The organism is Inquilinus limosus MP06, from assembly GCF_000767795.1.
Lineage (GTDB): Bacteria > Pseudomonadota > Alphaproteobacteria > DSM-16000 > Inquilinaceae > Inquilinus > Inquilinus limosus_E.
Genome location: NZ_JANX01000669.1, coordinates 1 through 3,010 on the forward strand (window position 1 = coordinate 1; position 3,010 = coordinate 3,010).

Genomic DNA, 3,010 nt, shown 5'->3' on the forward strand with positions numbered 1-3,010 from the left:
ACCTCGGCTTTCGCGAGGTGGCGCGGCGCGGCCCGACCCGGCCCACTCGTCCGCCTCGACCTCACCCAGGGAAAGGACCCGACATGATCGCACGGATGTGGCGCGGCCCGGTGCCGAAGGCGAAGAAGGACGCCTATGTCGCCTATCTGCGACAGACCGGCCTCGGCGACTACGCCCGGACGCCGGGCAACCGCGGCGTCTGGCTGCTGTGCCGGGACAGAGGCGAGGAGGTGGAGTTCACGACCCTGACCCTCTGGGAGTCGGTGGAGGCGATCAAGGCCTTCGCCGGCGAGGAGTACGGCCGCGCCCGGTACTATCCGCGCGACCGGGACTTCCTCACCCGCTTCGACCCGGAGGTCGAGCATTTCGAGGTGATCGACACCCAGGGGACGCGCTAGAAGCGCGCCGGACAAGGGGAGAGAGCGCCATGCAGTTCCATCAGGGCCGGCTGATCGACCATGTCCATCTGGTGGTGCGCGACCTGGAGGCGAGCAAGCGCTTCTATGCCGCGGTGCTGGCTTCGGTCGGCCGCTCCATCACCTATGAAGGGCCGGGCTTCTTCGCCTCGGACGAGCTGTTCGTCAGCCCGGGCGACGCGATCAGCCATGTCCATCTGGCCTTCCAGGCGGCAGACCGAGAGACCGTCCAGCGCTTCCACGCCGCGGCGCTGGCCGCCGGCGGGCGCGACAACGGCGCACCGGGCGAGCGGCATTATCATCCCGGCTATTACGGCGCCTTCGCGCTCGACCCCGACGGCAACAACATCGAGGCCGTGCATCACGGCGCGGCGGCACGGTCGGCGGACTCGGTCGTGATCACGGCCGGGGGCTGAAGCCCGCGCCTTGCGCCGAGGGAACTCAGTTGGCCGCCGTCGTCGGGGCGCTCACCACGACGGCGCCTTCCGGCTCAAAGGGACATTGCTGGTTCTGGCCGGCGCCCACTTCGATCGCCGGCTGGCAGCCCTCGCCATAACGGGCCGCCTCGATGGGCAGGAACTGCCCTCCGCAATTCGCGCGCGCGACGCTCTCCGGCAGGCCGGTGACGTCGCAGATGAGGGCGCCGCCCATCTTGACCCCGGTCAGGTTCGCCCCGTCGAATCTCACGCCGGTCAGATTGGCGCCGCGGAAATCCACATTGGTCAGGTCGCTGTATCCGAAGTTCGCGCCCGTCAGATCGGCCCGGACGAAATTCGCATTCCGCAGATCGATGTTGTCGAACCGGGCCGAGCGGAAGAACCCCTCCGAGAAGTCTGCCCCGGAGAAGTCTGATCTCCGCGCCTCGGGCCGGCTGGGGGCCGAGATGGAAGGAGGATTCGAGAAATTCGCGCCGGGCGCGCAGGCGGTGCTGAACCTGGCGCCTTGTCCCCGGGCCCCGAGCAGCATCGCCCGGGCGAGTGTGGCGTGCCGGAAATCCGCCCCGCCGATTTGCGAATCGTCGAGCCGGGCGTCGTTCATCATCGCGCAGTGGAAATCGGCCCCCTGCGCGTTGGCCGTGACGATCTGGGCGCCGCCCAGCTGTGTCCGCAGACGCGGCAGCCGGGGCAGATCGGGAGAGGCGAGGTTCTCGTCGGGCCCGAAATTCGCACCGGCCAGGGACGCGTTGGCGAAGCTGGCCCGCGTCAGGTTCGATCCGCCGAAATCGGCCTTGTCCAGGCTGGCCTGGTAAAAATTCGCCAGATACAGCTCGGACGCCGATAGGTCCGAATTCCGCAGATCAGACCGGATCAGCTGGGCATAGGCCATGGAGACGCCGCGGAAATATCCGCGCGCCAGGTCGAGGGGCACCTCCTTGGAATAGGGTTCGCAGCCACGCCGGGCGATGACGGCGAGGGCCGCGCGGGTGTCCGCGCCGACCACCGCCTCGTGCGAGGCCTCCTCCCGCGGCCGGTGGGCCGCGTCGCCGTCCGGCGACCGCCCGAGATGGGACGAGGCGACGGCCTGGGCGGCAATGCCTTCCAGCACCACCCGATAGAGCCGGTTCTCGACCGAGAACGCGGTTCCGCCGCCTGTCCCGGACAGCGGGCTCTGGTTGCCGTCGGGGCAGAGAACGTCCGGGCGGTCGCCACCTATGAGCTGGGCCAGGGCATAGACCCCGCCGAGCCTGGCGGCGACGTTGCCGTCCGCCAAGGCCTGGAAACCGTAGCTGTACCTCTCCTGCCGGCTCGTCTCGGCGCTTTCGCGAGCCGCCCGGGATACCTCATGCAGCGCGTAGAGGGAGGCGACGACCAGAACCGGGACGATCAGCAGCTGCCCGATGATGCGACGATAGCGATCCGTATCCTTGATCCGTTCCCCGCGGGTCTCGTATTTGCGGCGCGAGGTCAGCCGCGCCGGGACCCACAGCCAGACGACCAGGACCAGGAGGGCCGCGACCGCGATCAGCGCGATGACGGCCTTCGGATGGTCGTTCAGATAGGTCTCGGCATTGGCGAGCCAGATCATCATGAAAAATCTCCTCGGCCGGGCCGGAGAATGATGGCGGGCGGCCGCCCGCCCGGAGCGGCAAGATCGATTGGGAAGAGGGTGTGCTGTCGAAGGTCCGGATCGGCGATCATTATGGGTCCGCAACAATCGATGAAAATTTGAGCGAATCGATCATAGGAAACTTGTGTTTCGGATCTTGGATGCTGAATTTAGGCCGCGTCGAATATCTGCCGGATGGGCATTCTCTCGATCATGATTTTTTGGGCCTGCTCTAAGAAAATAAAGAACGCTCCATAGAAAGTAAATTTCAAGCGAATGCTAACCTGTCGAATCTAACACGGAGTTCGCAGTTGCGAAATCGGCATGTGGGGGATTGTGCGCCCGATATCCCAGAGGCCGGCCCGGGAACCGTTCCGGCGGGCTAGGGCCGGCCCGGCGCCGCCTTGCGGCTGCGCAGGGCCAGCATGGCGGCGTTCCAGCACACGCAGGCGGCCAGGCCGAGGCCCAGGGCCGCGGCCGAGCCCAGGGGCGGGGCCGCCAGGTGCAGCAGCGCCAGGGCCGGCACATAGCCGACCATCCCGATCAGC

General features: G+C 67.3%; 3 protein-coding genes. 2 read left to right on the top strand and 1 reads right to left on the bottom strand.

Features of this window, described 5'->3' with window-relative positions:
- Window positions 1-83 precede the first annotated feature (83 nt).
- Both P409_RS30535 and P409_RS30540 read left to right on the top strand, forming a co-directional pair.
- Complete coding sequence (locus P409_RS30535; RefSeq protein WP_034847320.1) at window positions 84-398, top strand: antibiotic biosynthesis monooxygenase family protein; 315 nt, start codon at window positions 84-86, stop codon at window positions 396-398.
- Between the two features lie 29 nt (window positions 399-427).
- Window positions 428-832 (top strand): VOC family protein, encoded by a 405-nt coding sequence (locus tag P409_RS30540; RefSeq protein WP_034847322.1) that lies wholly within the window; start codon window positions 428-430, stop codon window positions 830-832.
- A gap of 25 nt (window positions 833-857) precedes the next feature.
- Here the strand turns inward: P409_RS30540 and P409_RS30545 are convergent, their stop codons facing one another.
- Window positions 858-2,441: a pentapeptide repeat-containing protein gene (locus P409_RS30545; RefSeq protein WP_152613634.1), complete on the bottom strand. Its 1,584-nt coding sequence runs from the start codon at window positions 2,439-2,441 to the stop codon at window positions 858-860.
- Window positions 2,442-3,010 lie beyond the last annotated feature (569 nt).